Source organism: Streptomyces collinus (assembly GCF_031348265.1).
In the GTDB taxonomy this organism is placed as follows: Bacteria; Actinomycetota; Actinomycetes; order Streptomycetales; family Streptomycetaceae; genus Streptomyces; species Streptomyces collinus.
On sequence record NZ_CP133771.1, the window covers coordinates 4,254,693 to 4,276,285 of the forward strand.

At 71.3% G+C, this 21,593-nt stretch carries 23 protein-coding genes, 1 tRNA gene and 1 pseudogene; 16 read left to right on the top strand and 9 right to left on the bottom strand.

The window, feature by feature from the left end; translation table 11 throughout:
- Nucleotides 1-26 precede the first annotated feature (26 nt).
- Genes RFN52_RS19320 through RFN52_RS19330 form a run of 3 tightly spaced genes read right to left on the bottom strand, consistent with a single transcriptional unit; the run spans nt 27 to nt 3,191 of the window.
- Entirely contained in the window at nt 27-506 is a 480-nt protein-coding gene (locus RFN52_RS19320) for a cupin domain-containing protein (RefSeq protein WP_184847855.1), read from the bottom strand.
- Complete coding sequence (locus RFN52_RS19325; protein WP_184847856.1) at nt 503-1,111, bottom strand: GNAT family N-acetyltransferase; 609 nt, start codon at nt 1,109-1,111, stop codon at nt 503-505. The genes RFN52_RS19320 and RFN52_RS19325 overlap by 4 nt, the downstream gene beginning before the upstream one ends.
- Entirely contained in the window at nt 1,104-3,191 is a 2,088-nt protein-coding gene (locus tag RFN52_RS19330) for a penicillin acylase family protein (protein WP_184847857.1), read from the bottom strand. The genes RFN52_RS19325 and RFN52_RS19330 overlap by 8 nt, the downstream gene beginning before the upstream one ends.
- A 98-nt stretch (nt 3,192-3,289) precedes the next feature.
- On the opposite strand from RFN52_RS19330, the gene RFN52_RS19335 reads away from it, so the two are divergent.
- The 3 genes from RFN52_RS19335 (at nt 3,290) to RFN52_RS19345 (ending at nt 5,885) form a co-directional block, all read left to right on the top strand.
- The gene (locus RFN52_RS19335; RefSeq protein ID WP_184847858.1) at nt 3,290-4,012 is read left to right on the top strand and encodes a siderophore-interacting protein; all 723 of its coding nucleotides are present in this window, start codon (nt 3,290-3,292) and stop codon (nt 4,010-4,012) included.
- A gap of 36 nt (nt 4,013-4,048) precedes the next feature.
- Nucleotides 4,049-4,642, top strand: a complete 594-nt coding sequence (locus tag RFN52_RS19340) for an HhH-GPD-type base excision DNA repair protein (RefSeq protein WP_184847859.1) — start codon at nt 4,049-4,051, stop codon at nt 4,640-4,642.
- Between the two features lie 910 nt (nt 4,643-5,552).
- On the top strand, nt 5,553-5,885 hold the full coding sequence (locus RFN52_RS19345) for a hypothetical protein (protein WP_311240995.1): 333 nt from the start codon (nt 5,553-5,555) through the stop codon (nt 5,883-5,885).
- A gap of 338 nt (nt 5,886-6,223) precedes the next feature.
- On the opposite strand, the gene RFN52_RS19350 is transcribed toward RFN52_RS19345, so the two are convergent.
- Nucleotides 6,224-7,825, bottom strand: a complete 1,602-nt coding sequence (locus RFN52_RS19350) for a helicase HerA-like domain-containing protein (RefSeq protein WP_184847860.1) — start codon at nt 7,823-7,825, stop codon at nt 6,224-6,226.
- Nucleotides 7,826-7,931: 106 nt separating this feature from the next.
- On the opposite strand from RFN52_RS19350, the gene RFN52_RS19355 reads away from it, so the two are divergent.
- Together RFN52_RS19355 and RFN52_RS19360 are read left to right on the top strand one after the other, a co-directional pair.
- Nucleotides 7,932-8,228 (top strand): type II toxin-antitoxin system VapB family antitoxin, encoded by a 297-nt coding sequence (locus RFN52_RS19355; protein WP_003999914.1) that lies wholly within the window; start codon nt 7,932-7,934, stop codon nt 8,226-8,228.
- Nucleotides 8,229-8,349: 121 nt separating this feature from the next.
- A complete protein-coding gene (locus tag RFN52_RS19360; protein ID WP_184853957.1) occupies nt 8,350-8,967 on the top strand; it encodes a LytR C-terminal domain-containing protein in 618 nt (205 codons plus the stop codon).
- A gap of 14 nt (nt 8,968-8,981) precedes the next feature.
- Here RFN52_RS19360 and upp read toward each other — a convergent pair whose 3' ends face one another.
- Nucleotides 8,982-9,617 (bottom strand): uracil phosphoribosyltransferase, encoded by a 636-nt coding sequence (gene upp, locus RFN52_RS19365; RefSeq protein ID WP_062927788.1) that lies wholly within the window; start codon nt 9,615-9,617, stop codon nt 8,982-8,984.
- A 132-nt stretch (nt 9,618-9,749) separates the two neighbouring features.
- Between upp and RFN52_RS19370 the strand changes: the two genes are divergently transcribed.
- From RFN52_RS19370 to RFN52_RS19385, 4 genes are all read left to right on the top strand, one after another.
- Nucleotides 9,750-9,983 carry a hypothetical protein gene (locus tag RFN52_RS19370; protein ID WP_062931519.1) on the top strand — a complete coding sequence of 78 codons (234 nt, stop codon included), beginning with the start codon at nt 9,750-9,752 and terminating at the stop codon, nt 9,981-9,983.
- A 276-nt stretch (nt 9,984-10,259) separates the two neighbouring features.
- Complete coding sequence (locus RFN52_RS19375; protein WP_184847861.1) at nt 10,260-10,802, top strand: tRNA adenosine deaminase-associated protein; 543 nt, start codon at nt 10,260-10,262, stop codon at nt 10,800-10,802.
- A 56-nt stretch (nt 10,803-10,858) separates the two neighbouring features.
- The gene (gene tadA / locus RFN52_RS19380; protein ID WP_107456583.1) at nt 10,859-11,290 is read left to right on the top strand and encodes a tRNA adenosine(34) deaminase TadA; all 432 of its coding nucleotides are present in this window, start codon (nt 10,859-10,861) and stop codon (nt 11,288-11,290) included.
- 45 nt (nt 11,291-11,335) lie between these two features.
- Nucleotides 11,336-11,420, top strand: a tRNA-Ser gene (locus RFN52_RS19385).
- Nucleotides 11,421-11,573: 153 nt separating this feature from the next.
- Here the strand turns inward: RFN52_RS19385 and RFN52_RS19390 are convergent.
- Nucleotides 11,574-12,299: a hypothetical protein gene (locus RFN52_RS19390; RefSeq protein ID WP_184847862.1), complete on the bottom strand. Its 726-nt coding sequence runs from the start codon at nt 12,297-12,299 to the stop codon at nt 11,574-11,576.
- 181 nt (nt 12,300-12,480) lie between these two features.
- Nucleotides 12,481-13,208 (bottom strand): annotated as a pseudogene (locus RFN52_RS19395) (site-specific integrase); the annotation flags it as partial.
- A gap of 214 nt (nt 13,209-13,422) precedes the next feature.
- On the opposite strand from RFN52_RS19395, the gene RFN52_RS19400 reads away from it, so the two are divergent.
- From RFN52_RS19400 to RFN52_RS19415, 4 genes are all read left to right on the top strand, one after another.
- The gene (locus RFN52_RS19400; RefSeq protein ID WP_184847863.1) at nt 13,423-13,599 is read left to right on the top strand and encodes a hypothetical protein; all 177 of its coding nucleotides are present in this window, start codon (nt 13,423-13,425) and stop codon (nt 13,597-13,599) included.
- A complete protein-coding gene (locus RFN52_RS19405) occupies nt 13,599-13,892 on the top strand; it encodes a Dabb family protein (protein WP_184847864.1) in 294 nt (97 codons plus the stop codon). Before RFN52_RS19400 ends, RFN52_RS19405 begins: the two co-directional genes overlap by 1 nt.
- Before the next feature lie 201 nt (nt 13,893-14,093).
- The gene (locus RFN52_RS19410) at nt 14,094-14,939 is read left to right on the top strand and encodes an RNA polymerase sigma factor SigF (protein WP_184853958.1); all 846 of its coding nucleotides are present in this window, start codon (nt 14,094-14,096) and stop codon (nt 14,937-14,939) included.
- A 267-nt stretch (nt 14,940-15,206) separates the two neighbouring features.
- Nucleotides 15,207-16,109, top strand: coding sequence for an RNA polymerase sigma factor SigF (locus RFN52_RS19415; protein WP_107456579.1), 903 nt, complete (start codon nt 15,207-15,209; stop codon nt 16,107-16,109).
- A gap of 417 nt (nt 16,110-16,526) precedes the next feature.
- Here the strand turns inward: RFN52_RS19415 and RFN52_RS19420 are convergent, their stop codons facing one another.
- Entirely contained in the window at nt 16,527-16,724 is a 198-nt protein-coding gene (locus RFN52_RS19420) for a hypothetical protein (RefSeq protein WP_184847865.1), read from the bottom strand.
- Between the two features lie 216 nt (nt 16,725-16,940).
- Between RFN52_RS19420 and RFN52_RS19425 the strand changes: the two genes are divergently transcribed.
- From RFN52_RS19425 to RFN52_RS19435, 3 genes are all read left to right on the top strand, one after another.
- Nucleotides 16,941-17,429, top strand: a complete 489-nt coding sequence (locus RFN52_RS19425; RefSeq protein ID WP_184847866.1) for a MarR family winged helix-turn-helix transcriptional regulator — start codon at nt 16,941-16,943, stop codon at nt 17,427-17,429.
- A 97-nt stretch (nt 17,430-17,526) separates the two neighbouring features.
- Nucleotides 17,527-19,980, top strand: coding sequence for an MFS transporter (locus RFN52_RS19430; protein WP_459551373.1), 2,454 nt, complete (start codon nt 17,527-17,529; stop codon nt 19,978-19,980).
- Nucleotides 19,981-20,069: 89 nt separating this feature from the next.
- Nucleotides 20,070-20,891, top strand: coding sequence for a YceI family protein (locus tag RFN52_RS19435; protein WP_184847868.1), 822 nt, complete (start codon nt 20,070-20,072; stop codon nt 20,889-20,891).
- Here RFN52_RS19435 and RFN52_RS19440 read toward each other — a convergent pair.
- Nucleotides 20,874-21,575, bottom strand: a complete 702-nt coding sequence (locus tag RFN52_RS19440) for a GAF and ANTAR domain-containing protein (protein WP_184847869.1) — start codon at nt 21,573-21,575, stop codon at nt 20,874-20,876. The genes RFN52_RS19435 and RFN52_RS19440 overlap by 18 nt on opposite strands.
- Nucleotides 21,576-21,593: the final 18 nt, after the last annotated feature.

Sequence of the window (21,593 nt, forward strand, 5' to 3'; positions counted from 1 at the left end):
CGGTGTAGCGCTCAACGGGATGGGGGCTAAGGGGCGGGCCGGGACAGTCTCGCGATCCCGGCCGCCTCCGCCGGATAGCGTGCGGTCAGCTCCGCCGCGTCCCCGTGTTCGTAGCCCGCGAAGGTGAAGCCCGGGGCCATCGTGCAGCCGAACAGGGTCCATGAGCCGCCCGCTGCCACCCTGCCGCCCATCCACGTGCCCGCCGGGACCGTGAACTGGACGTGCTGGCCCCGCAGGACGTCCGGTCCGAGCACCACCGTGCGCGTGGTGCCGTCCGGGGCGAGCAGGAGGAGCTCCAGGGGGTCGCCCCGGTAGAAGTGCCAGATCTCGTCGGTCGGCAGGCGGTGGAGGGCGGAGAAGTCGTCCGCCGTCAGGAGCGCCACGATCGCCGTGCCCTCCGGCCTGCCGTCGGGGCGTTCGGGCCCGGCCCAGGTCTGGCGGAACAGGCCGCCCTCGCTCGGGATCGGCTCCAGGCCGTAGTGGGCGATGAGGTCCTCGGGGGTCACCCGGGGAACATTAGCTCCCGGTCGAGGAAGGCGAGCTGGGCCTTCTTCTCCGGCAGGTACACGTCCGGCAGGTCGATCTCCGGCAGGACCACCACCGGGCCCGGAGCGAAGCCGAGTCCGAGGAAACGGGCGACCGCCTTCTCGTTGCGCACGTCCGGGTCGACCACGACCCGCCGGCGGTTCAGTCCGAGCAGGACGTACGCGGCGACGACCGCCACGAGCCGGGCGGTCCAGCCGGGTTGTCCGCCGCCCGGCCCCGCGGGGGCCAGCAGCAGGTGGACTCCGATGTCGCCGGGGCGGACGTCGTAGCACTCGCTGACGCGGTCGGCCTCCGGCTCGTAGGTCTGCAGGAGCGCGACCGGCTCGCCGTCCCGGACGACGAGGTGGGCGTGGTGGGTGTCGAGCGCGGCCATGTGGGCGTAGACGGCGGCGACCTGTTGTTCGGTCAGCTCGGTCATGCCCCAGAAGGCGGCCCGCTCCTCGCCGACCCAGCGGTGGATCACGGCGGCGTCGGCCCCGGGGTCGAGCGGCAGGACGCGGACGGCGCCGAAGCCGTCGACCACCTGCTCGTGGACGGGCGTGCGGGAGGAGTACGGGTCAGACATCGCGTTCCTTCTTCATCTTGGTCCAGTCGGTGACGACCGGGACGAGGTCTCCGGCGAGCCACAGGGGGAGCTGGTCGCGGTGGTGGGGCGAGCCGGGGACGCCCGAGGCTCCGAGCGGGACCACCCAGCGGCTGTCCTCGCGCCGGGCCAGGTCCCAGACGTACCGGGCGGCCGGGCCCCGGGCGGCGCGGTCGGTGAGGCCCGGCACGCCCGAAGTGCACAGCACGCAGTCGTGGTCGCCGGACAGCCCCGGTTCGTCGTACGGCTGCTCCGGCTCCAGCACACGCCAGGGGGCGAGGCGGTGGGTGTCACCCCAGACACCGGCCGGCGGGCGCAGGGCCACTTCCTCGATCGCCGCGCGAACGGCCGCCGGGCGGTCGACGCCGAACAGTTCCCCGGCCCGCAGCAGGTGTTCGAGGGCGAAGCCGACCCGGGGGACGAGGGCCAGCCAGGGCTGGAACACCTCCGGGTACACCGGTGGGGTGGTGAGCGCGGCGAACGCCGGGTGCGCCGCGAGCCGCCGTACGACCGCTGCGCGCACCGCCGCGTACAGGGCCGCGTCGGCGCTGCCGGAGTCCATGCGGCGGTCCCAGCCGAGGAGGCGGTCCCGGAGGACCGAGGCCTCGGGGGTGAGGCCGTCGAGGGCGGCGAGACGGTCCAGGAGGGAGGAGGCGGACGCCAGATGGGTGTCCGTGTGGATCGCGGGCATGTCGGCGGCGGACCAGCGCTCCTTGCCCGCGAGCAGCGCGGCGATGCGGTCGGCGCGGTGCGGCGGGGCGAACTCGACGCCGAGGGGGGCGGCCGGGCCGCGCTGGTTGGCCATGACGGCGACGCCGTCGGTGAGCCCGGCGCGCGGCGTCTCCTGCCAGCCCCGCCACTCGTGGCCGGGCTCCCACGCGGGCACCACCCGCAGGGAGTTGGCCTCCGCGCGCAGCGGCACCCGCCCGGCGACGCGGTGCAGGACGCCGCCCTCGGTGTCGGCGGCCTGGACGACGTTGACCGGCTCGGCCCAGCGGTCGAAGGCCCGGTCCACGTCGGCGACCCGGCGGGCCCGCAGCAGCGGCAGCAGGGCGGCGAAGCCGAGGTCGCCGGTGACGCGGGGCGGGTAGCGCAGGCTGATCGCCACGGGCAGGCCGGAGGGGTCGGCCGGGTCGCCGTCCAGGCCCTCGGGCCCGCCGATGATCACCGGGCCGCGGCCGGTCTCGATCACCTCGGCCTCGACCGGGTCCTCGCCCGCCACCTCGACGGTCTCGGTGTGCCGGGCCGCCCGCCGCCAGACGCCGTCCGGGTCGAGGGCCTCCACCCCGGCGCCGGTGCGCCGCAGACGCTCGCGGTAGAGGTCCTGGTAGTCGGACATGGCGTTGGTGATGGCCCAGGCGACTGTGCCGGTGTGCCCGAAGTGGGCGATGCCGGGGACACCGGGGACGGCCAGGCCCACGACGTCGAACTCCGGGCAGGACAGGTGGATCTGCTGGTACACGCCCGGGTCCTCGATCCAGCGGTGGGGGTCACCGGCGATGACCGCCTGCCCGGTGACGGTCCGCTCGCCGCCGACCAGCCAGCCGTTGCTGCCGGAGGTGCCGGGGCCGTCGGCGGCGAAGAGGCCGATGGCGTCCGCGCCCAGGTGTGCGGCGACCTGCTCGCGCCAGAGCTTGGCCGGGAATCCGGCGAAGAGGATGTGGGTGGCGAGCCAGACGCCGAGCGGGGTCCAGGGCTCCCAGCGGCCGGGGGTGAGACCGGTGCGGGCGAACTCGGGGGCGGTGCCGCCGGCCAGACCTTCGTTGACCCCGTCGACGTACGCGCGCACCCACCGCGCCGTCTCGGGGTCCCGTCTCTCCAGGTCCGCGAAGCAGCGTCGGGCGGTGTCGTCGAGCCGCGCCCGTCTCGCGAACCGGTCCCAGGCCAGGGCGCTCCCGCCGAGGAAGGACGCCGAGGTGCCCTGCGCCCGGTGGCGCTCGACCTCCAGCTGCCAGGCCCGGTCGCGGGCGGTGACGAGGCCCTGGGCGTGGGCGAGTCCGGCCGCGCTGCCCGCGCGCAGATGCGGAATGCCCCAGGCATCACGGTAGATCTCGGTGGTCACGCCGGGTCTCCTCTTTCCTTCGGGTCGGGATTTCTTTAGGTTAGGCTTGCCTAAGTCACAGCTGTGGCCGGAATCGTACGCGAAGGGGCGGAAAAGCGATGGGGCAGGGGCGGGGTTGGGAGGGCGCGGTCCTCAGACTGATGCGCGGCAAGGACTTCGAGTTCACGGTGACGGACGTCGAGGACGTCACCCCGGAGTACCGGCGGCTGCGCTTCACCGACGGCGGTCTGCTCGCCGCCACCGGAGTGCACCCCACCATGTGGGTACGGCTGTGGTTCGACAACGCGGGCAAACCGCACCAGCGGGCCTACACCCTGGTCGACCCGGACGCCGAGGCCGGCACCTTCCAGCTGGAGTTCGCCCTGCACGAGGGGTGCGCCAGCGACTGGGCCAGGGCGGCGAAACCGGGCGACACGATCGAGGCGACCGTCCAGGGCACCGGCTTCGAGCACCCGAGCCCCGCGCCCTCGCACGTCTTCGCCGTCGGCGACCCGGCCTCGCTCCCGGCCATCAACTCCCTCCTGGACGCCCTGGGCTCCGCCCCCGCCACCGTCTGGTTCGAGGGCGGCGACGACGACCTGCCGTTCCGCACCGACCCGGACCGGCACGAGCTGCGCAAGGTGCCGCGCCAGGACTCCGGCGCGCACCTCGTCGACCGGGTGAAGGCGGACCTGCCCGGCCTGCTCCGGGAGACGGCCGACCCGTACGTCTGGATCGCCTGCGACACCGCGACGACCCGTGCCCTCGGGGCGTACGTCCGCAAGGAACTGGGCCTGCCCAGGCAGCGGGTGCACGCGCTGGGGTACTGGCGGGCGACCTGAGCGGCGGCCGGGCCCGCCCCGGGGGATGATCGGGGCATGGACGTCACACTTCACCTCGCCCAGGATCCCGAGGCCGACGCGCTGCTCGGCCGCAGCCCGCTCGCCGCGCTGGTCGGCATGCTGCTGGACCAGCAGGTTCCGATGGAGTGGGCGTTCAAGGGCCCGGCGACGATCGCCCAGCGGCTCGGCGGCGACGACCTGGACGCGCACGAGATCGCCGCGCACGAGCCGGAGGCCTTCGCCGCGCTGCTGTCCCAGAAGCCGGCGGTGCACCGCTACCCGGGCTCCATGGCCAAGCGGATCCAGCAGCTGTGCCAGTACCTCGTCGAGCACTACGACGGCGACGCCGAGGCCGTCTGGAAGGACGCCGGCACCGGCAAGGACCTGCTGAAGCGGCTCGCGGAACTGCCCGGCTTCGGCAAGCAGAAGGCCCAGATCTTCCTCGCCCTCCTCGGCAAGCAGCTCGGGGTGCGGCCCACGGGCTGGCGCGAGGCGGCGGGCTCCTACGGCGAGCCGGACTCGTTCCGCTCGGTCGCCGACATCACCGGCCCCGAATCGCTGGTCAAGGTCCGGGCCCACAAGCAGGAGATGAAGGCAGCGGCCAAGGCGTCCAAGGCGGGCGGAAAGTAGCCGCCGCGCCTCCGGCGGCGGGTAGGACGCGAGCACCGGTCGGCCGGCCCGGGCGGGTGGCCGCCGGCGGTGAAGCGTGGCCGATGCGGGGCGGCTGCACGCCTGGCCCGCCCGAGGGGGGCGCGGGCAAGCGGCGAGCCGCGGCCGCACCGACGCCGCCCTTCCGGCGCTGAGCGCTCGGCCGCCGGCCGCAGGTTCGCCCAGAGCCACCGGCTAGGTCGTGTCCGCAAAGTCCCGTCGTCCGCCCGGAGGGCGGGCCCCGCGGCGTCTGGTGCGTGCTCTCGGTGCGCCGGGCGGAGTCCCTCGTACTGGATGTACTTGGGGCTTCGTCCGGTGCGGCGAGAGTGCGTGCCAGGCGTCGCGGGGCAGGCGGGACTTTGCGGACACGGCCTAGCAGCGGGCACGCGAGACGGCGGCGTCGGCCCGCAGCCGGAACGTCCGCCATAGCCGGATACGGGCATCGAACTCCTGGCCGCCCGAAGCCACCCGCGAGCAGGCTGCGGCCAAGGGACACGGGCCTCGGGCCGCTGACCCGAGGTCACCAGGCCACCGGCAAGCAGGGCATCGAGTCCTGGCCCACAGGGCCCCCGAGCAGCAGCATGCACCCCGGGCACCCGCACCGGCCCCGACACGTCGGTGTCATTCGGCCGGCCCGGCTCAGGTGGCAGCTGCCTGCGGTGCGAACCCAGCATGAACCATGAGCGAGCCACCCGACGGCTCCCCCAGGAGCCCGGAGCACGACGCCTCCGACATACGACGCCCCGCACCCTCGGACCCGCGCCGCGGGGAAGCGGGAGGCGTGAGGACCCGGTGTCCCGGCACCACCCGGCTCCTCACCGGCTTGGGCCGAGCGAGCGGATCTCGCGGACTGCGGGATGAGCCGCGCGGACCGCGGGGGGAATGACGTCCCGTGGCCCCCGAACCGCAGCCGGAACCCCGCGGCCCCCGCCGGCACATCTGGCTGCGGGTGCTCGTCCTGCTGCTCGCCCTGCTCGTACCGGGCGCCCACGCCGAGGCCATGACGGGACCGACGGCGACCGTCTCCGGCGAGAGCACCACCGTCGAGTGCGACCTCCTCGACACGGCCCTGCGCCCACCGGCCCGGGGCGTCCGCCGCACCGCCGCTCCGCCGGCCCCCGCCCCGCTCCCCGGGCCCGCCCACACCGCACGGCTCCCCCTGCCCGTCCCGGCGGACCCGCCGTACGACCCCCGTCCCCTGCGTTCCGAGGTCCTGCGCTGCTGACCAGACCGGCCCGGCCCCGGTCCGTCCGTCCCGCACGGAACCAGAACGACGAGGAACGACGAGGAACCCAGCCATGCTCCAGGACCCGTACGCGGTCATGCGCGCCCTCCTGCGCGCGGAAGCCGCCCGCAGCGCCCCCAAGCCCCATCCTCACCCCCACTCCCCCTCCCAGCCGGACTCCCGGAAGCCGCCGCAGCCCCCGGAGGGGAAGGGACAGGGGCAGAAGCAGGGGCAGGGAAGAGATCGCGGCTGACGCAACCCGCGCGGCGGAGGCGCGCACGCCTCCGCCGCCCCCATCGACTCCGCCCCGTGGCACACCGCCTCCGCCGCGCGGCCGCCTACCGCCTGCGCCGGCCCGAACGCCGTGCCGTGCCGAACAGTGATCGGGTGATCTCCCGGCCGATCTGTGTCCCCACCGACCGGGCCAGCGACCTGAAGACGCCGCTCTCGGCCACCCGCTCCGCCATGGACTGCTGTTCCTCGGCCCGCCCACCCCGCCCGGGGGCGGCGTCCAGCATCTCGTCGGGCCCCTTGGCCCCCCGACCCCGCTCCAGCCGCTCGTACGCCGACTCCCGGTCCACGGCGCGGGCGTACCGCTCGTACAGCGGCGACCCGGCCACGGCCCGCTCCAGGGCGTCCTGCCCGAGCGGGCCCATCAGGGACTCGGGCGCCCGCAGCCGGGTCGCGGCGACGGGAGTCGGCGCGCCCTTCTCGCTCAGCACCGTCACGACCGCCTCGCCCGTCCCCAGGTTGGTCAGCACCTCTTCGAGGTCGTAGGGCGACTTGGGGAAGGTCTTCACCGTGGCGTTCAGGGCCTTCTGGTCGTCGGGCGTGAAGGCCCGCAGCGCGTGCTGGACGCGGTTGCCGAGCTGGGCGAGGACGTCGGCGGGAACGTCCTTCGGGGTCTGCGTCACGAAGAAGACCCCGACCCCTTTCGAGCGAATCAGGCGCACGGTCTGCGTGAGCGACTCCAGGAACGCCTCGGAGGCGTCGTCGAAGAGCAGGTGCGCCTCGTCCAGGAAGAACACCAGGCGCGGCTTGTCGACGTCGCCCAGCTCGGGCAGGTCGTGGAAGAGATCGGCGAGCAGCCACATCAGAAAGGTCGAGAACAGCTGCGGCCGCTCCTGTACGGCGCTCAGCTCCAGGACGGAGACCACGCCCCGCCCGTCCTCCGCGGTCCGCAGCAGCTCACCCGTGTCGAACTCCGGCTCCCCGAAGAACCCGGACGCGCCCTGCGCCTCGAAGGCGGTGAGGGACCGCAGGATCACCCCGGCCGTGGCCGCCGACAGACCGCCGACGGTCTTCAGCTCCGACTTGCCCTCGTCCGAGGTCAGGAAGGTCACGACCGCCCTGAGGTCCTTGAGGTCGATCAGTTCCAGACCCTTGCTGTCGGCGTAGTGGAAGACCAGCGCGAGGGACTGCTCCTGCGTCCGGTTCAGCCGCAGCACCTTGGACAGCAGCAGCGGGCCGAACCCGGTGACCGTCGCCCGGACGGGGATGCCGCGCCCGATGCCGCCCAGGGCGTAGTACTCGGCCGGGAACCCGGTCGCCGTCCAGCGCTGGTGGACGTCCGCGGCCCGGCCCTCGACCCGCGTGTCCGGGTGGCCCGGCGCGGCGATCCCGGACAGGTCCCCCTTGATGTCGGCGAGGAAGACCGGCACGCCCTGGGCGGACAGCTGCTCGGCGATCAGCTGGAGCGTCTTGGTCTTGCCGGTGCCGGTGGCGCCGGCGACCAGCCCGTGGCGGTTGAGCATCGCCAGCGGCACCCGGACCTGCGCGTCCGGCAGGCACTGTCCGTCCCACAGCAGGGCGCCCAGATGGAGGGCCGGGCCGGAGAAGGCGTAGCCGGAGGCGATCCGCAGGGCCTCCTGGGGAAGGGCGGCGGCGCGCGCGGACACCTCCGGGGCGGAGGCCGACGGCATGGTCTCGCGGTCCGGCATATTCAGGCCCCTGTTCCCGGTTCGTTCCGCCTTGTGGTGATTTTTTCAGCGTCGCACTCGCCCGCCATGGCTGCGCCCGGAAGGTCTTGACCGGTAGGCTTTCCGTGTGATCTTCAAGCGCATCGGAAACGGCCGGCCGTACCCCGACCACGGCCGGGAAAGCACCCGGCAGTGGGCGGACGTCGCGCCGCGCCCGGTCCGCCTCGATCAGCTCGTGACGACCAAGGGTCAGCTCGATCTGGAAACACTGCTCGCCGAGGACTCCACGTTCTACGGCGACCTCTTCGCGCACGTCGTGAAGTGGCAGGGCGACCTGTACCTGGAGGACGGGCTGCACCGCGCGGTGCGGGCGGCGCTCCAGCAGCGCCAGGTGCTGCACGCGCGCGTGCTCGAACTGGACTGATCCCCGCCGGTCGCGGGTTGGCCCTTTCGGGTTCCGCCGGGCGACATCGAATGATCATCTAGTAGGCATCGCCGCCCGGGCGCACTACGCTGCGCTCATGAGCATGCTGACTCCCCCCGGCATGGGCGGCAAGTACCGCATCAAGGGCAACAAGCACCCCCGGATGCGCCGGCCCCGGCGGCGCGGCAGGCTCGTCGTCCTGACCGTCGCGTCCGTCGTCGTCCTCGGCGTGGGCGGCTGGGGCACGCTGCAGCTCATCGACGTTTTCACCGGCGGTGGCAAGAAGGCTTCGGCGGCCGGTGACGGGACGGACTGCGGCACCACGACCAAGGCGAGCCCCTCGCCCAGCGCCAAGCCCCTGCCCCAGCCGCGCACGATCACCGTCAACGTCCTCAACGCCACCACCCGCGGCGGTCTGGCGAAGAAGACGGCCGACGAGCTGAAGAAGCGCGGCTTCAAGATCGGCGACGTGGGCAACGCGACCGAGCAGTACGACAAGAAGGTCAAGGGCACCGGTCTGCTGCTCGGCCCCGCCGCCGCGCTCGACACCTCGCTGCCCGTGCTCGGCACCCAGCTCCCGGGCGCCGAACGGCGTACCGAGGCGGCCCGCAAGGGCGCCGCCGTCGACCTCGTGATCGGGGACGGCTTCAAGGAGCTGGCGAAGAAGCCGGACGCCGACCGGGCACTGACGAAGCTCGCCACGCCCGAGCCGGCGCCCACGACGAAGAAGGGCTGCTGAGAGGCCCCTCCGGCCTACTCGGCCGCCCCGTACATGCGGTCGCCCGCGTCGCCGAGGCCCGGGACGATGTAGCCGTGCTCGTTCAGGTGCTCGTCGACCGAGGCGGTCACGACCGTCACCGGCGTGCCCGCGAGCTCGCGCTCCATGATCTCGACGCCCTCCGGGGCGGCCAGCAGCACCACCGCGGTCACGTCGTCGGCGCCGCGCCGGATCAGCTCCTGGATCGCCGCGACCAGCGTGCCGCCGGTGGCGAGCATCGGGTCGAGCACGTACACCTGACGCCCCGACAGGTCCTCCGGCATCCGCGTCGCGTACGTGGAGGCCTGGAGCGTCTCCTCGTTGCGGATCATGCCGAGGAAGCCCACCTCGGCGGTCGGCAGCAGCCGGACCATGCCGTCCAGCATGCCGAGCCCGGCCCGCAGGATCGGCACCACCAGCGGGCGCGGGTGGGACAGCTTGACGCCCGTGGTCCGCGCGACCGGCGTCTGGATGTCGACCTGTTCGGTGCGCACGTCACGCGTGGCCTCGTAGGCGAGCAGGGTGACCAGCTCGTCGGCGAGACGGCGGAAGGTCGCGGAGTCGGTGCGCTGGTCGCGCAGCGTGGTGAGCTTGTGGGCGACCAGAGGGTGGTCGACGACGTGGAGACGCATGTCCACAACATTAACCGGGCGGGGTACCCCGGACCGCACGGCGAGCCCGCCGTCCGGCCCTCACCCGGTCACCGGCGTCAAACGGCCCGTCCGGGGGAAGGCGGAAGGGACGGACTGGGGGTGGTGAACCTGATGCCCGACCGGAAATTCCGAGACGATCCGTCGCCGCGCACGCGGCCGGGGACGGGCCCGGAGCCCGACCTGACGAACGGGACCGACGAGTCCGACGCCGAGCGCCGCCGGCGTCGCGCCCGGTTCCTGCGCGATCTGGCGGAGGCCCGGGAGCTGCGCGACCGCGTCCAGCCGCGCCGCGCCAAGACGGCCCGGCTGCGGCACGCCATGCGCATGCGCACCTTCCGCTGGTAGGAAACGGGTGGGAGATCCCCCGGCAAAGATCACGAACCGCGCGGCGATTGTCGCGGGTGACCGTGCGTGGAGCGGGGCAAAGCCGCGTACGATCCGCAGGTGGCGGCAACGGGCGTGTGAAGGGAACTGCTCAACACAGGGAGCCGAAGACGTCCCCTGAACGCCTTGTTTCTGCCACGATTCCGAGTGGGTGGGGCTCGGACGAGCACTCCCCGCCCGTAACCTCCGCCGGGGGGACCCCCAACCGGCACGCCTAAGACCAGTGGGAGAGTCACGGTGTACTTCGCCGCACTGCTCGCGCGCACCGAAGACGGGTGGGAAGCGAGCGACACAGAGCTCGACGATGTGGAGACCCTGTCGGATCTGGCCGACCTGGCCCGTGAAGCCTCCCCCGACGAGGACACGGTGCTCGTGCTCATCGAGCAGGAGGACGCCTGGTTCGGGGTCGTCCGCGTGGACGGCGAGGAGGACCCTCGCATCTACGTCTCGGACGCCGCCGCCGCTGCCCGCAGCAGCTACGGCGAGATCCTGCTCACCGACGAGCTGCTGGGCCGCGATCCGGACGACGGGGACGACCTCGACGCCCTCGACCTCGACGGCACCGAGGACGGTGAATCCGACGAGGACGACGATGACGCCGAGGACGGCGCCGGGCCCGCCGGCTCCGCCGAGTCCGTGCCGCACGGCCCGGTCGGCGACGCCCTGATCCTCGACGACCTCGGCGTGAGCGAGAAGGAACTGCGCCTGATGTCGACGGAAGCCGTCACCGAGATCGCCGAGTCCCTGGGCGCCTCGGAGACCCTGGAGACCGTCCGCTGACCGGTCGTACCACCGCGGGGCCGCCGGATCCGGTCCGTGACCCCTGGCGGCCCGCGATGCGACTCGCCCTGGACGAGGCCGCCGAGGCCGTCCGGGGCGGGGACGTCCCCGTCGGCGCCGTCGTCCTGGCCCCGGACGGCGCGACCGTGCTCGCGGCCGGGCACAACGAACGCGAGGCCGGCGGCGATCCGACGGCCCACGCGGAGCTCCTCGCCCTGCGGCGGGCCGCGGCCGCCCTCGGCGCGTGGCGGCTCGCCGGCTGCACCCTCGTGGTCACGCTGGAGCCCTGCACGATGTGCGCGGGCGCGATCCAGCAGTCCCGCGTCGACCGGCTCGTCTACGGCGCCCGCGACGAGAAGGCGGGCGCGGCCGGTTCCCTCTGGGATCTGGTCCGCGACCGGCGGCTCAACCACCGGCCCGAGGTGATCGAGGGCGTGCTCGCCGAGGAGTGCGCCGGGCTGCTCACGGCGTTCTTCCGGGGCCGCTGAATACCGATTTCAAAGCATGCGGCTCCTTGCTGTAAGGTCTCCCTCGGTAGCGTGTCCGAGCGGCCGAAGGAGCTCGCCTCGAAAGCGAGTGTGGCGCAAGTCACCGAGGGTTCAAATCCCTCCGCTACCGCAGGTAGACGAAGGGTCCGGCTCGATGAGCCGGACCCTTCGCGCGTCTCCGTCTCAGTTCCCGTCTCGATTGAGCTTCTCCCATCCGGCGGGCGTCTTGTCTCCGGCCGCGACAGGAGGCTCAGTCGATCCGAGTGTGTGAACGGGCTTCGTCTCAGCCGTCGGCCTGCCGGGCGAACTGTCCCCACGCAACGATCTTGGGTCTGGGTACGTAGCCGTTCACGTCCTCTACCGAGAGGACTAGTGCAAACGGTTCGGAGGTGTCGATACGTCGGGTGAGCTGCCTGGCGAAGTCCGGGGACAGGACAGCGGGTGCAGCCATGGTGGCCGGGTAGGCGCAACCTGCCATCATGATCAATCTACTGCGGGGCTCAAAGGGGTTCCAGGCAAAAATCACTAGTGCATGATCCTGCTCAACTTCTCCACTCGCACCCCTCGCCTCACCGAAGGACGCACTGCCATCTCGGGCCACGATCCTGTAATGGTCGCCAACGATTTGAAATGCGTATGGTGCATCCAATCTGCTCGCATACGTCTTCCATACCTCGTTCATCGCCGGCCCCCCGATGACGACTAGGTTGTCATCCGCATGTCCAGCCATGTTGAAGTCAGACGACCTCACAGTTCCGATCGAATGGATCTTGAGATCCCGGGTGAGACTGAGGCGGATGTTCATGGCTGCCAGGGCATCCGCCTCGAAGAGCGTTCTTCTGTCACGTGCAGTGCCAACTACAGCAGTCACAGGCGCGTGACGCTCTATGCGGCACAGGCGAGCGACCGGACGGCGGTTGCGGTAGTACGTAAGGACAGTGCGAGCCAGCAATCCGATCAAAAAAGCTATCAGCGAGGCCGCTAGATTGATCGCAAGATCAAGTGACACGGCTTACTCTCCCCCGATTCATTCTTCGACACCGCACCAGTGGCACCCCAGCTCGGTGCGTGCCAGTAAGCATGACTGACCCGCACTGAGCTGAGAAGACCGCTAGTAGGCCAGCAGTACCGAAGCGACCCGCTCATAAGCGGACGTGCCCATATGGGCAGATAAGCCTGCCATCACTGCTTCATTGGGGGAGTACGACTGAACTGGCAGACTGCCTGTCGTCGTCATTCGAACCGTCGACCGGCTTCCAAATGAGCCCGTCGACCCGTTGTGCGACGTCGCTCCGGACGGAGTCCACCATGTGTTGGTACCGCGCGGCCATGGCCGTGGTGTGGTCGACCAGCCCATGAGCCCCATCACGGCCCGCTCTGAGACGCCAAGGATCAAGGGGACTGTGGCGGCGGAATGACGAGCGTCGTGCAGGCGGCCGTCTCGTACCCTCGCGTCGTCAAGCAATTCCTTCCAGTCGTCGTAGTCCGTTCGGGGTGATGTGCCTCGCCTGGTCGGCGTAGCGAAGAGCCATCCTTCGTCTGCCCAATGAGGGCCGGCCGCGGCGCGTTCGGCCTGCTGCTTGGCCTGGTGGGTGCGCAGCAAGTCCACGAGTTGCCCGGGCAGCCCCACGGCGCGCCGTCCGGCGCGAGACTTTGTGTCGGCCGTCTCCGGATTGGTCCGCTGACGCTGCGGGCAGTAGCCGGCTTTCCTGCCGCAGGTGTCGCCGCACCCGTGGGCGTAACGCGGCCGGCGGCGACTCCGCCGGACCATCAGGACGCCCCGGTCAAGATCGACGTCCGCCCACCTGAGGCCAAGCGCCTCGCCTTGGCGTAGTCCGAGGGCAAGCGCGACGGCCCAGCGCGCGGAGTTACGCCGACTGTCCGCCGCGCGCAACAACCGCTGCACCTCGTCAACCGTGAGGCTGAACGACTTAGAACGTCCCTCTGACCAGCACGAACAGACCTCGAAAGCGAGTGTGGCGCAAGTCACCGAGGGTTCAAATCCCTCCGCTACCGCTTGAGAAGGGCCCCGTCGACAGACGGGGCCCTTCGTGCGATCAGCCTCTTCGTGTGCTCGGCCCTTCGTGCGATCATGTGCGCTGCATGGGACACCAGTGACAGGGGAGGCCGCGATGGCGGTGAACGCGAAGAAGGTCGCCGTCTACGCCGTTGTGGTCTTCGCGTTGTACGTGATCATCACGGACCCGAGAACGGCGGCCGACTACGTCCTCATAGGGTTCCAGGGCATATCGGACGCCGCCGGGGCGCTCGGCGACTTCGCCACGTGGGTCGCAAAGGGAGGAAAGTGATGATCCGCCATCTGGTGCTCTTCAGGCTCAACGAGGGCGTCGAGCGCGACGACACACGGGTCGTGAAGGGCGTCGAGGCCTTCCGCGCGCTGGAGGGCACGATCCCCGGGATCCGCTTCTGGGAGCTCGGCTGGAACGTCAGCGACCGCCCCATCGCATACGACTTCGCCATCAACTCCGCCTTCGACGACGCGGAGGCGCTGCGGCGGTACGTGGAGCACCCGGACCACCAGGCGGGTGTCGCGCTGTGGCGGGAGTTCGCCACGTGGGTGATCGCGGACTACGAGTTCTGATCCCCGGCCGGTCCGGTCGCTTCGAGCCCCCTGTCAGTGCGACAGGGGGCTTCTGTGTGACATGAGTTCATTTATGCGCCATTCATCCCTCAACACGTAGTTATGGGGTGCTTGCACACAGTGCACATGTCTTGTGATGCTATGACCGCTTTTGATGGAAGAGTTGAACGATGAGTTGAAGATGACGAGGTGGAGTTGACCGTGCTGGCCAGTACCGCACCTCAGGCACCCACCTCGGAAACCCCGGAAGCCGCGGAAACCGCCCCGCCCGCTCCCCAGCGGAGCCGCGGGGCCGACACCCGCGCTCTCACCCAGGTCCTCTTCGCGCAGCTCAAGGAGCTCCAGCCGGGCACCTCGGAGCACGACCGCGTACGCGGGGCGCTCATCGAGGCCAATCTCCCGCTCGTGCGCTACGCGGCCGCCCGGTTCCGCTCCCGCAACGAGCCGATGGAGGACGTCGTCCAGGTCGGCACCATCGGGCTCATCAACGCCATCGACCGCTTCGACCCGGACCGGGGCGTGCAGTTCCCGACGTTCGCGATGCCGACGGTCGTCGGCGAGATCAAGCGGTACTTCCGCGACAACGTCCGCACGGTCCACGTGCCGCGCCGGCTGCACGAGCTGTGGGTGCAGGTCAACAGCGCGACGGAGGACCTGACCACCTCCTTCGGGCGCACCCCGACAACCTCGGAGATCGCCGCGCGGCTGCGCATCACCGAGGACGAGGTGCTGTCCTGCATCGAGGCCGGGCGGTCGTACCACGCGACCTCCCTGGAGGCCGCGCAGGAGGGCGACGGGCTGCCGGGGCTGCTGGACCGGCTCGGCTACGAGGACCCCGCGCTGGACGGCGTGGAGCACCGGGATCTCGTACGGCACCTGCTCGTTCAGCTGCCCGAGCGCGAACAGCGGATCCTGCTGCTGCGGTACTACAGCAATCTCACCCAGTCCCAGATCTCCGCGGAGCTCGGCGTCTCGCAGATGCACGTGTCGCGGCTACTCGCGCGTAGCTTCCAGAGGTTGCGGTCTGCGAACCGCATTGACGCGTAACCGCAAACGCGAGCGAGAGGTCACCGCGAGGAGCGAATCGCTCATCAGGGCGGTTGCCGACAGTTGAATGCCGAAAAGCCGTCAGACCCCCTGTTTGCAGGGCGTATTCGCGTCTCAGATGTCGACATGTCACTACAGCGTGTTGCCGACATGTGACATTCTGCGGGAAGCGCGTTTGCCAGAGCTCCGGCTCCGGTATTCAGGTGAAGGCTGCGTTCCTCAGACGGGAGCGTCCGCCGCGACCGTCCGCGACCCAAAGGGGGTGGCATGTCCGCAGAACAGGGCAGCTCGAAGGTGCTCACGCTCGCGGAGAGCGAGTCAGCTCCCCATGCTCTCGACTCACTCGACCCCATCGATGAGGCTCCGGCCCTCGTGGCCGAGCCCGTCCCGGTCCTTCCGACCGCGGGCGCCATCGACACCCGCACCCTGTCCCGCTCCCTGTTCCTGCGGCTGGCCGCGCTCGACGAGGACAGCCCCGAGCGTGCGTACGTCCGTGACACGCTCATCGAGCTCAACCTCCCGCTCGTGCGGTACGCCGCCGCGCGGTTCCGGTCCCGGAACGAGCCGATGGAGGACATCGTCCAGGTCGGCACGATCGGGCTGATCAAGGCGATCGACCGGTTCGACTGCGAACGGGGCGTGGAGTTCCCGACGTTCGCGATGCCGACGGTGGTCGGGGAGATCAAGCGGTTCTTCCGCGACACCTCGTGGTCGGTGCGGGTGCCGCGCAGACTGCAGGAGCTGCGGCTCGCTCTGACCAAGGCCAGTGACGAGCTCTCGCAGAAGCTGGACCGGTCGCCGACGGTGACCGAACTGGCCGCCGTGCTCGGGGTGTCCGAGGAGGACGTCGTCGACGGGCTGGCGGTGGGGAACGCGTACACCGCGTCCTCGCTGGACTCGCCGGCCCCGGAGGACGACGGTGGCGAGGGGTCGCTGGCGGACCGGCTGGGGTACGAGGACACCGCGCTGGAGGGTGTGGAGTACCGGGAGTCCCTGAAGCCGCTGCTGGCGAAGCTGCCGCCTCGTGAGCGGCGGATCATCATGCTGCGGTTCTTCGCGAACATGACGCAGTCGCAGATCGGCGAGGAGGTCGGCATCTCGCAGATGCACGTCTCCCGGCTGCTGACCCGGACGCTGGCGCAGCTCCGGGAAGGCCTGATCTCGGACTGACGGAGTCCTGACGGAAGGCTGGGGCGCGGTCGTTGGGACCGCGCCTTTTGCCTGCTCCTCCGGCGGTGGGGGCGCGCGTTCGCTTCGCCTTCTCGCCGGGTGGTGGGTCGGGGCCGCGCCGGGGGGTGTCCGTCCTCGGAACGGCGCGATGAGGTCGGATACCGACTAACCGTCCGTTGACGCGCCAACCGCTGCGGGCGGACACCCCCCGACACGGCCCCTTGCGTACGACGGCGGGTGCGGGAGCGTCGTGGCTGCCGCACCCCGCTGCGGGCATGCGTGCCGCTAGGGCGGCACGGGTGGGCGATGGGGGTCCCCCCTGTTCGAGCGGAGCCGAGAGCTTGGGGGAGGCACCCCGCTACGCCGGGCTGCGGACCCACCCGGCCTCAGCCGCTACGCCCCGTGCAGCCGTACGCGTTACGCCAGTGCCAGCCAGGCCACGGCCGCGACGATCGCTACCGCGGCGATGACGCCGAGGATGAGGCCGATGCGCGGGCCGCCGCTGGAGGAGGCCGCTGCCTGTCGGCCCTGCGGGGCCTCGTCGACGAACGCGCGGAACATCTGGGTGCTGCCGGCGGGGTCGTGATTGCCCTGCGGGGCCTGGTTGTTAGCCATGGCCCGAGACCCTAGCGAAAACGGCGGGGCTCCCCAAGTGGGGGTTGGGGTTCCGATTGGGGCCGAGCGACCCGTACCGGCGGGCACGTCACCTGCACGTTTACTCCCGCAATACTTGCCTTTGCCAACTTTTTGGTTCCGCACCCTCCTCTTTTATTTGCCTTCAGCAACCAACAGCTCTTACGGTTGCCCTAAGCAACGAAAGCGGGAGGTGTCATGGCCGAACAGGCGCAGTACGAAGAGCTGGTCCGCCAGTTCAGCGCCTTCGGCGCCGTGAAGCGGGAGCTCGGCCGAATCATGCCGGCCGAGTGCCCCGGCGGGTCGGCGGCCGTCCTGACGCTGCTGGGACGCCACGGCGACATGCGCATGAGCAAGCTCGCCGAGCTGCTGGCGGTGGACATGTCGGTCACCAGCCGCCACGTCGCGCACGTCGTGGACCGGGGCTGGATCGAGCGCTCCCCCGACCCCGCGGACAAACGCTCACGCATCCTGCGCCTCACACCCGCGGGCCATACACAGCTCGACGAGCTGTCCCGGCGGACCACCGAGGTCCTCGCCCAGCGCCTGAGCGACTGGTCCGACGAGGACGTCGGCCGACTCACGAGCCTCATGGCGCGGCTGAGGGAGAGCTTCGACTGCCGGCCCGGGCCCCGGGCCGCACCGCCCGCTTTCGACCAGACCACCCGTACACCCGCAAGCACGTAAGAGAAGGAAGCCCATGGCAACGACCACACCAGCCGGTGTGCGGGCTCATGCCAAGCACGGGGGAGGCTCCCACGGCTCCTCCGGCGACGGCGCTCCGATGACGCACCGGCAGATCATGGAGGCCCTCACCGGCCTTCTGCTCGGCATGTTCGTCGCGATCCTGTCGTCGACGATCGTCTCCAACGCCCTGCCCCGGATCATCAGCGACCTCGGCGGCGGCCAGAGCGCCTACACCTGGGTCGTGACCGCGTCCCTGCTGACGATGACCGCGTCCACCCCGCTGTGGGGCAAGCTCGCCGACCTGTTCTCCAAGAAGCTGCTGATCCAGTTCGCGCTGGTCATCTTCGTGCTGGGTTCGGCGGCGGCCGGCATGTCCCAGAACCCGGGCATGCTCATCACCTTCCGCGCGGTCCAGGGCATCGGCATGGGCGGTCTGTCCGCGCTGGCCCAGATCATCATGGCGGCGATGATCTCGCCGCGTGAGCGCGGCCGCTACAACGGCTATCTCGGCGCCACCTTCGCCACCGCCATGGTCGGCGGTCCGCTGGTCGGCGGTGTCATCACCGACACCGACTGGCTGGGCTGGCGCTGGTGCTTCTACGTCGGCGTGCCCTTCGCCGTGATCGCCCTGATCGTGCTGCAGAAGACCCTGCACCTGCCCGTGGTCAAGCGGAAGGTCAAGGTCGACTGGGCCGGCGCCTTCTTCATCACGGCGGCCGTCTGCCTGCTGCTGGTCTGGGTCACCTTCGCCGGTGACAAGTACGACTGGGTGTCCTGGCAGACGTACGCGATGGTCGGCGGTTCGCTGGCGCTGCTGGCGGTGTTCGTCCTCGTCGAGGCGAAGGCGAGCGAGCCGATCATCCCGCTGCGGCTGTTCCGCAACCGCACCATCGCGCTGGCCTCGCTGGCCTCGCTGTTCGTCGGTGTCGCGATGTTCGCGGGGACCGTCTTCTTCAGCCAGTACTTCCAGCTGGCCCGCGACAAGTCGCCGACGATGTCCGGCGTCATGACGATCCCGATGATCGCGGGTCTGTTCATCTCCTCCACCGTCTCCGGCCAGGTCATCACCCGGACCGGGCGCTGGAAGGGCTGGCTGGTCGGCGGCGGCGTGCTGGTGACCGCGGGCCTGGGCCTGCTGGGCACGATCCGGTACGACACCGAGTACTGGCACATAGCGATCTTCATGGCGCTGCTGGGTCTCGGCATCGGCATGATGATGCAGAACCTGGTGCTGTGCACGCAGAACCAGGTGGCCCCCACCGACCTGGGCGCGGCCAGCTCCACGGTGACGTTCTTCCGGTCGCTCGGCGGTGCGGTGGGCGTCTCCGCCCTGGGCGCGGTCCTGGCCACGCGGATCACCGACTACGTCAAGGACGGCCTGGCCGACCTCGGCCCGAAGGGCGCGGCCCTCGGCCACGCCGGCACGGGCGAGGGCAACATCCCCGACCTGAGCGCGATGCCCGCGCCGATCCGCACCGTCGTGGAGAGCGCCTACGGCCACGGTGTCGCGGACGTGTTCCTCTACTCGGCCCCGCTGGCGCTGCTCGCGCTGCTGGTGTCGCTGTTCATCAAGGAGGTCCCGTTGAAGACGAAGGGCGGGCTGGCGCAGGCCGCCGACACGGAGACGCCGGCCGTGGCTCCGGCCGAAGTCGCCGTCGAGGCCGCCGAAGCGGAGAAGGCCGTGCCGAGCTGGGCCGTGGCCGAGACCGGGGCCGCCGACGGGACCGGGCCCGAGGGGACGCAGCGGCTCGCCGCCGTCGCCACGGCGGCGCGTGCCGAGGAGGCCTCCGGTGGTGTCCCGGTCCGCGGATTCGTCCGCGGCAACGAGTCCGCGCCCGTGCCGCAGGCCGCCGTCACGCTGATCTCGCTGGCCGGGCGCCAGCTGGGCCGGTCCGTGGCGCAGGCCGACGGCTCGTACGCCGTGGACGCCCCGGGCTCCGGTTCGTACGTGCTGATCGCCTCCGCCGACGGCTTCCAGCCGCAGGCGTCCACGGTCGTGGTGAACGGCGAGCCGGTCGCCTACGACATCCTGCTCAGCGGCACCAGCGGGCTGACCGGCCTGGTGCGAGCCGCCGAGAGCGGGCAGCCGGTCAAGGACGCCATGGTCATCGTGACGGATGTGCGGGGCGACCTGCTGGCCAACGGGACCACGGGCGAGCAGGGCGAGTTCTCCTTCGCCGAGCTGGTGCCGGGGGCGGTGACCATTGCGGTGAACGCCGCCGGGTACCGGCCGCGTGCCCTGCCCGTCGAGGTGGGCGGCACCGGGGTCACCCGGGTCGAGATCGACCTGGACTCGGGCGCCAGCGTCCAGGGTGTCGTCCGCGCACCGCACGGGCCGCTGGCCGACGCCCGGGTCACGCTGGTCGACCAGGCGGGCAACGTCGTCGGCTCGGCCACGACCGGGACGGACGGGGCGTACGCCTTCACCGACCTGGACGGCGGCGAGTACACCGTCATCGCCACGGGCTACCCGCCGGTGGCCACCGCCCTGACGGTCACGGGCGCCGGCACCGACGCCCACGACATCGAACTCGCCCACCCCGGCGAGTAGTACGGACCCCGGCCCGTGGCAGGGGGGCGCGCTCTGAGCGGAGGTGCGCCCCCTGTCGCGGGCCGGTTTCTTTCTGAGGAGCAGTTGAGATGGGACTGACCGCGAGGATCCGCACCCGGGACGGATGGGCCGTGTCGCACGCGGTCGTCACGGTGGCGGACATGACCGGTGCGCAGGTGCTGCGGGCCGAGGCCGACGCGGAGGGCGCCGTGCGGGACGCGACGCCGATGGAGGCAGGGGCGTACACCGTCATCGTCACGGCGGTGGGCTATGCGCCCGCGGCCTCCAGCGTGATCGTCACGGCGAGCGGCCGGGCCGAGGTCGGCTCGGTGACGCTGGCGCGGCAGGGCGGCACCGAGCTGCCGCCGCCCGGGCCGTGGACCGTCGACCCGGTGCACTCCAGCGTGGCCGCCGTGGCCCAGCACCTGGGCATCTCCAGCGTGCACGGCCGGTTCACGGAGTTCTCCGGCTCGATCGAGATCGCCCCGGACGACGTCACCAAGTCGCGTGTGGAGGCGGTGATCCGGGCCGCTTCCATCGACACGGGCAACGGCATGCGCGACGGGCACCTGAAGTCGCCGGACTTCCTCGATGCCGAGCGGTTCCCGGAGATCACCTTCCGGTCGACGGGGCTGACGGCGGCCGGGCCCGACCGGTGGACCGTCCACGGCGAGCTGGGCATGCACGGGGTCGTCCGGCCCGTGGACCTTGATCTGGCCTACCTCGGCACGGGTCCGGACCCCTGGGGCGGCACCCGGGCGGCGTTCCGCGCGACGACCGAACTGCACCGCGAGGACTTCGCGATGAACTACAACCAGGTCCTCCAGGCGGGCATCGCCGCGATCGGCACGACGCTCAAGGTGGAGCTGGACATCCAGGCCGTGCAGGGCGAGTCACTTCCGGCGGTGTGAGTCCGGGGCGGACACCCGCGCCACCAACTGGCTGCACAGGTCCCGCAGCTTGACGTTCCGGTCCTGCGAGACCCGGCGCAGCCGCTCCAGCGCGATCCGTGCGTCGATGCGCTCCCTGGCCATCAGGATGCCTACCGCCTGGTCGATGACGCTGCGGGAGAGCAGCGCGGTGCGCACATCGGCCGCCGACTGGCGCCGGCGTTCGATCCGCAGCGCCACGTCGATCGCGTCCCCGGCCCGGGCCGCGAAGGCACGGGCCGCGTCCCGGCCCGTGTCCAGCGCCCCGGCCCGCACCCCGTAGTAGTTGAGCGCGGCGCCGCTCTCGCCCTCGACGGCGACCGGCACCGCCAGCACACAGCGGACGCCGGTGGAGAGCGCGTACTGCGCGTACGACGGCCAGCGGGACTCCTCGGCGAGATCCGGGGTGTACTGCTCCTCGCCGGTCTCGGCCGCGTCCACGCAGGGCCCCGAGCCGTTCTCGTACTGGCGCAGGTCCAGGCCGCTGGGCATGCCGTCGCTGCCGGCCAGGGTGAGCAGCCGGCCGGCGCGGCGCACGGTGATGCTGCACGCCTCGGCGCCGGGCACTTCCTGCACCGCGCGGTCGGTCAGATCGCGCAGCAGGGTGTCGAGACCGCTGCTGCGCACCATCGCCTGGTCCAGCGTGTCGGACGCTTCGGAGCTCATGACCGTACGGGTATCCCG

What these genes read in the sequence shown, in the direction of transcription:
- RFN52_RS19325 (WP_184847856.1), bottom strand. Translation starts at nt 1,111, where the DNA reads ATGTCTGACCCGTACTCCTCCCGCACGCCCGTCCACGAGCAGGTGGTC.
- RFN52_RS19335 (WP_184847858.1), top strand. Translation starts at nt 3,290, where the DNA reads ATGGGGCAGGGGCGGGGTTGGGAGGGCGCGGTCCTCAGACTGATGCGC.
- RFN52_RS19340 (WP_184847859.1), top strand. Translation starts at nt 4,049, where the DNA reads ATGGACGTCACACTTCACCTCGCCCAGGATCCCGAGGCCGACGCGCTG.
- RFN52_RS19350 (WP_184847860.1), bottom strand. Translation starts at nt 7,825, where the DNA reads ATGCCGGACCGCGAGACCATGCCGTCGGCCTCCGCCCCGGAGGTGTCC.
- RFN52_RS19360 (WP_184853957.1), top strand. Translation starts at nt 8,350, where the DNA reads ATGGGCGGCAAGTACCGCATCAAGGGCAACAAGCACCCCCGGATGCGC.
- upp (WP_062927788.1), bottom strand. Translation starts at nt 9,617, where the DNA reads ATGCGTCTCCACGTCGTCGACCACCCTCTGGTCGCCCACAAGCTCACC.
- RFN52_RS19370 (WP_062931519.1), top strand. Translation starts at nt 9,750, where the DNA reads ATGCCCGACCGGAAATTCCGAGACGATCCGTCGCCGCGCACGCGGCCG.
- tadA (WP_107456583.1), top strand. Translation starts at nt 10,859, where the DNA reads ATGCGACTCGCCCTGGACGAGGCCGCCGAGGCCGTCCGGGGCGGGGAC.
- RFN52_RS19400 (WP_184847863.1), top strand. Translation starts at nt 13,423, where the DNA reads ATGGCGGTGAACGCGAAGAAGGTCGCCGTCTACGCCGTTGTGGTCTTC.
- RFN52_RS19405 (WP_184847864.1), top strand. Translation starts at nt 13,599, where the DNA reads ATGATCCGCCATCTGGTGCTCTTCAGGCTCAACGAGGGCGTCGAGCGC.
- RFN52_RS19415 (WP_107456579.1), top strand. Translation starts at nt 15,207, where the DNA reads ATGTCCGCAGAACAGGGCAGCTCGAAGGTGCTCACGCTCGCGGAGAGC.
- RFN52_RS19420 (WP_184847865.1), bottom strand. Translation starts at nt 16,724, where the DNA reads ATGGCTAACAACCAGGCCCCGCAGGGCAATCACGACCCCGCCGGCAGC.
- RFN52_RS19425 (WP_184847866.1), top strand. Translation starts at nt 16,941, where the DNA reads ATGGCCGAACAGGCGCAGTACGAAGAGCTGGTCCGCCAGTTCAGCGCC.
- RFN52_RS19430 (WP_459551373.1), top strand. Translation starts at nt 17,527, where the DNA reads ATGACGCACCGGCAGATCATGGAGGCCCTCACCGGCCTTCTGCTCGGC.
- RFN52_RS19435 (WP_184847868.1), top strand. Translation starts at nt 20,070, where the DNA reads ATGGGACTGACCGCGAGGATCCGCACCCGGGACGGATGGGCCGTGTCG.
- RFN52_RS19440 (WP_184847869.1), bottom strand. Translation starts at nt 21,575, where the DNA reads ATGAGCTCCGAAGCGTCCGACACGCTGGACCAGGCGATGGTGCGCAGC.